The 4379-nt window shown below is 72.7% G+C and carries 3 protein-coding genes; 1 reads left to right on the top strand and 2 read right to left on the bottom strand.

Translation table 11 applies throughout. The features are described 5' to 3' along the window. The coding region (locus tag HLB15_RS22750; protein ID WP_171108940.1) for a discoidin domain-containing protein at positions 1-2087 on the top strand (2087 nt) is incomplete at its 5' end. A gap of 78 nt (positions 2088-2165) precedes the next feature. Here HLB15_RS22750 and HLB15_RS22745 read toward each other — a convergent pair. Beyond that, on the bottom strand, positions 2166-2459 hold the full coding sequence (locus HLB15_RS22745; RefSeq protein ID WP_171108938.1) for a hypothetical protein: 294 nt from the start codon (positions 2457-2459) through the stop codon (positions 2166-2168). A 45-nt stretch (positions 2460-2504) separates the two neighbouring features. Continuing rightward, positions 2505-4169 carry a UxaA family hydrolase gene (locus tag HLB15_RS22740; protein ID WP_171108935.1) on the bottom strand — a complete coding sequence of 555 codons (1665 nt, stop codon included), beginning with the start codon at positions 4167-4169 and terminating at the stop codon, positions 2505-2507. Positions 4170-4379 lie beyond the last annotated feature (210 nt).

Raw genomic sequence — 4379 nt, 5'->3', positions numbered from 1 at the left:
GGGCCCGGGCCGCGGCCGCGTGCGGCACCGCGAACGCGGCGCTCGGGCGGACGGCGACCGCGTCGTCCACCGAGGGCCCGTTCGGCGCGGCGCTGGCGGTCGACGGCGACCCGCAGACCCGGTGGAGCAGCGAGCCCGCCGACCCGCAGTGGATCCGGGTCGACCTCGGCTCGGTGCAGGACCTGTGCGGCGTCGAGCTCGTCTGGGAGACCGCCTACGGCACGGCGTTCCGCGTCGAGGCGTCCGACGACGGCGAGACGTGGCACACCCTGGCCACGGTGACGGACGGGACCGGCGGCACCGACGCCCTCGACGTCCAGGGCTCCGGCCGGTACGTGCGCGTCACCGGGACCGAGCGGGGCACCGGGTACGGCTACTCGCTGTTCGAGCTCAAGGTGTTCACGGGCCAGGGCACCACCGAGCCGGGCGACCCGATCCCCGGCGGCGGCGACCTCGGGCCCAACGTGCACGTCTTCGGTCCCGACACGCCCGTCGACCAGGTGCAGGCGGCCCTCGACGCCGTCTACGACCAGCAGGAGGCGGACCAGTTCGGCGACGGGCGCCACCAGTTCCTGTTCGAGCCCGGCACCTACCCCGTGCACGTGAACGCCGGTTTCCACACCGCGATCTCCGGCCTGGGGACGAGGCCCGACGACGTGAACATCACCGGCGGTGTCTGGGCCGACGCGGAGTGGTTCGAGGGCAACGCCACGCAGAACTTCTGGCGCTCCGTCGAGAACCTCGCGGTGACGCCGTCGGGCGGCGACATGCGGTGGGCCGTCTCCCAGGCCGCACCGATGCGCCGCGTGCACGTGCGCGGCAACCTCATGCTGCACTCGTCGCGGTACGGGTGGGCGTCGGGCGGGTACGTCGCCGACTCGGTGATCGACGGCGAGGTCCGCGCCTGGACGCAGCAGCAGTGGTACACCCGCGACTCGACGCTCACCGGCGGCTGGGCCGGGACGCTGTGGAACATGGTGTTCTCCGGCACCGAGAACGCCCCGCCGACGTCGTACCCCGACCCCGCCGTGACCACCCTGGACACGACGGGCGTCATCCGGGAGAAGCCCTACCTCTCCCTGGACGGCGACGACTACGCGGTGTTCGTGCCGTCGCTCCGGTCCGGTACGCGGGGTGCCACCTGGGACGGCGGGACGACGTCGGGCACCTCGATCCCGCTGGACCGGTTCTACGTGGCCCGGCCCGGCGACTCGGCCGAGCGGATCAACGCGGCGCTGGACCAGGGGCTGCACCTGCTGCTCACGCCGGGGATCTACGAGACGACGGGGACGATCGAGGTGGACCGGGCGGACACGGTGGTGCTCGGGCTGGGCTACGCCACGATCGTGCCGACGGCCGGGCAGACGGCGATGCGCGTGGGCGACGTCGACGGCGTCCGCGTCGCGGGCGTGCTCTTCGACGCCGGCGCCGCCGAGTCCCCCTCGATGCTCACCGTGGGCACCGAGGGCTCGACGGCGGACCACGCGGACGACCCGATCTCGCTGCACGACGTGTTCGTGCGCGTGGGCGGGGCGCACGCCGGCCGCGTCGACCAGGCGATCGTCGTGAACGCCGACGACACGATCGTCGACCACGTCTGGTCGTGGCGCGGCGACCACGGCGAGGGCATCGGCTGGGACGTCAACACGGCGCGCAACGGGCTCGTCGTGAACGGTGACGACGTCGCGGGCTACGGCCTCTTCGTCGAGCACTACCAGCAGTACAACACCCTGTGGAACGGGGAGCGCGGCCGCACGATCTTCTACCAGAACGAGCTGCCGTACGACCCGCCGGACCAGGCCGCGTGGAACCACGACGGCATCAGGGGCTGGGCCGCCTACAAGGTCGCCGACCACGTGACGCAGCACCAGGCGTGGGGCCTGGGGTCGTACTGCGTGTTCACGTCGGACGCCTCGATCACCTCGGACAACGGGTTCGAGGTGCCGCGGACGCCGGGGGTGCGGATGCACTCGCTGCTCACGGTGTCGCTCGGCGGCGTGGGGACGTACGAGCACGTCATCAACGGGGTGGGACCGCGCGCGGCGGGCACGGAGACCGTCCCTGCGACGGTGACGAGCTATCCGTAGGGCGCCGAGGTGACGACAGGCGGCCGCCCCCACCACGCGTGGGGGCGGCCGCCTCGCGCGCCGGACCGACGCCGCGGGTCAGCGCCCGAGGCCCCTGGCCCGGCGGTCGACCGCGTTCTTCGCGTCAAGGAGGCCGTCGCCCGTGAGCTCGCGGTAGCGCTTCACGGCCTCGACCCGCTTGCCCTCGAGGATGAGCCGGTCCACCTCCTCGATGCCCGCCGGCCACGGTTCCGCGACACCGAGGTGCTCCATCACGGCGTCGAGCTTGCGCTCCAGCCGGTCCGTCTCGGACCGCTGAGCCGTGCGGTGACCCGTGACCGTGAACCACAGGGACACGACCAGGAGGACGATGATCGTGAGAACGATTGTCATGCTCACGAGCCTAACGGGAGCGTCGAGGGCCCCGCCGGCAAAGACTCAGGTCACCGCCCCGAGGTGCCACGGGATGAACTCCTCGGCCCCGATCTCGAGCTCCTCGCTCACCGTCCGCTCGCCGGAGGCCACCGCGAGGACGCGGTCGAAGATCTGCTGCCCCACCTCGGCCACCGTCGCGGTGCCGTCGACGATCACGCCCGCGTCGAGGTCCATGTCCTCGGCCATCGCCGTGTACATGGGCGTGTTCGTCGCGACCTTGATCGACGGCGTCGGGCGGCAGCCGAACACCGACCCGCGCCCCGTCGTGAAGACGACGACGTTCGCGCCGCCCGCCACGAGGCCCGTCACGGACACCGGGTCGTAGCCGGGGGTGTCCATGAAGCCGAACCCGCGCTCGGTGATCGGCTCGGCGTACTCGTACACCGCGCCGAGGTCGGCCTGTCCGCCCTTGGCGACCGCGCCGAGGGACTTCTCGAGGATCGTGGTCAGCCCGCCCGCCTTGTTGCCGGGCGACGGGTTGTTGTCGAGCGTGCCGCCGCCCGCCCGGACGTAGTCGCGCCACCAGTCGATGCGGTCGAGCAGCTTCTTGGCGACGGCGGGCTCCGTCGCGCGGGCGGTGAGCAGGTGCTCGGCGCCGTACACCTCGGGCGTCTCCGCGAGCACCGACGTCGCGCCGTACGCCACCAGCCGGTCGGACGCCCAGCCGAGCGCCGGGTTCGCCGTGATGCCCGAGTAGCCGTCGGACCCGCCGCAGTTGAGGGCGAGCACCAGCTCCGACACGTCGCACTCGACGCGCTCGCGCGCGTTCACGAGCGGGAGCATCGCGCGGACGGCCTCGACCCCCGCGCGCACCGACGCCCGCACGCCGCCGGTCTCCTGGATCGTCAGCGACCGCACCACGGTGTCGTCCGGGATGGCGGCCAGCAGGCCCTGCTCGACGTCGGACCCTGACCCTGTGCCGGACCCTGTGCCGGACCCTGTGCCGGGCGGGCCGACCGTCGGCATGCCGAGGTCGGTGACCCGGCCCGAGCGGGCGGCGAGGGCGGCGCCGGGCACCATCTCGCAGCCGAGGCCGAGCACGAGCAGGCCCGCGACGTTCGGGTGCGCGGCGTATCCGCGCAGGGTGCGCAGCAGCACCTGGCCGCCCTCGGAGTCGGGCACGAGGCCGCAGCCCGAGGTGTGGGTCAGGGCGATGACGCCGTCGACGTTCGGGTACGCGTCCAGCGCGGCGCCGCGGAACTGGTCGGCGATCATGCGCGCCGTCGACGCCGAGCAGTTGACGCTGGTCAGGATCGCAACGAAGTTGCGGGTGCCGACCCGCCCGTCGGCCCGGCGGTAGCCGCGGAAGGTGGGCCGGGCGCCGTCGGGCACGGGCAGCTCGGTGCGGGTGCCGCCGAGCGGTGCCTCGCGCGTGCCGTCCTCGAAGCCGAGGTTGTGGCCGTGCACATGGTCGCCGGGGGCGATGTCGACGGTCGCGGCCCCGATGACCTGACCGTACTTGTGCACCTGGCCGCCGGCGGGCACGGCGCGCAGCGCGATCTTGTGCCCGCGGGGCACGGGTCCCGTGGCGGTGACGGGGGTGGCCCCGGGGGCGGCTGCCGTGTCCCCCGGCGCCAGGTCCCTGGTGACGACCGCGACGTCGTCACCCTCGCGCAGCACGAGCAGATCGTGTGACACCTTCGGCACCTCCTGTTTGAACCGTTTCATCCTACCCACCCCCGCGGTCCTCGCCGAGGTAGTCACGTGGCGAGGTAGTCACGTGGTGGTCGCTCCGCTGACTACCTCGCCAGGTGACTAGGCGGATTCAACTGGTGGTCGCAACACCCCTGATGATCGGGGTGTTCGATGAAGTCTTGGAGCCGTTTACCCGTGCCCCGGGAGCACCGGCGGGTCTTCTGGTCTGATCTACGTGCTCAT

It is taken from the genome of Promicromonospora citrea, assembly GCF_013004695.1.
In the GTDB taxonomy this organism is placed as follows: Bacteria; Actinomycetota; Actinomycetes; order Actinomycetales; family Cellulomonadaceae; genus Promicromonospora; species Promicromonospora citrea.
The sequence above is the reverse complement of the archived record's forward strand: the minus strand, read 5'-3'. Positions and strand labels throughout refer to the sequence as shown.

Excerpts from the sequence above, each read along its gene's own strand:
- HLB15_RS22745 (WP_171108938.1), bottom strand. The coding sequence starts at position 2,459 with ATGACAATCGTTCTCACGATCATCGTCCTCCTGGTCGTGTCCCTGTGG.
- HLB15_RS22740 (WP_171108935.1), bottom strand. The coding sequence starts at position 4,169 with ATGAAACGGTTCAAACAGGAGGTGCCGAAGGTGTCACACGATCTGCTC.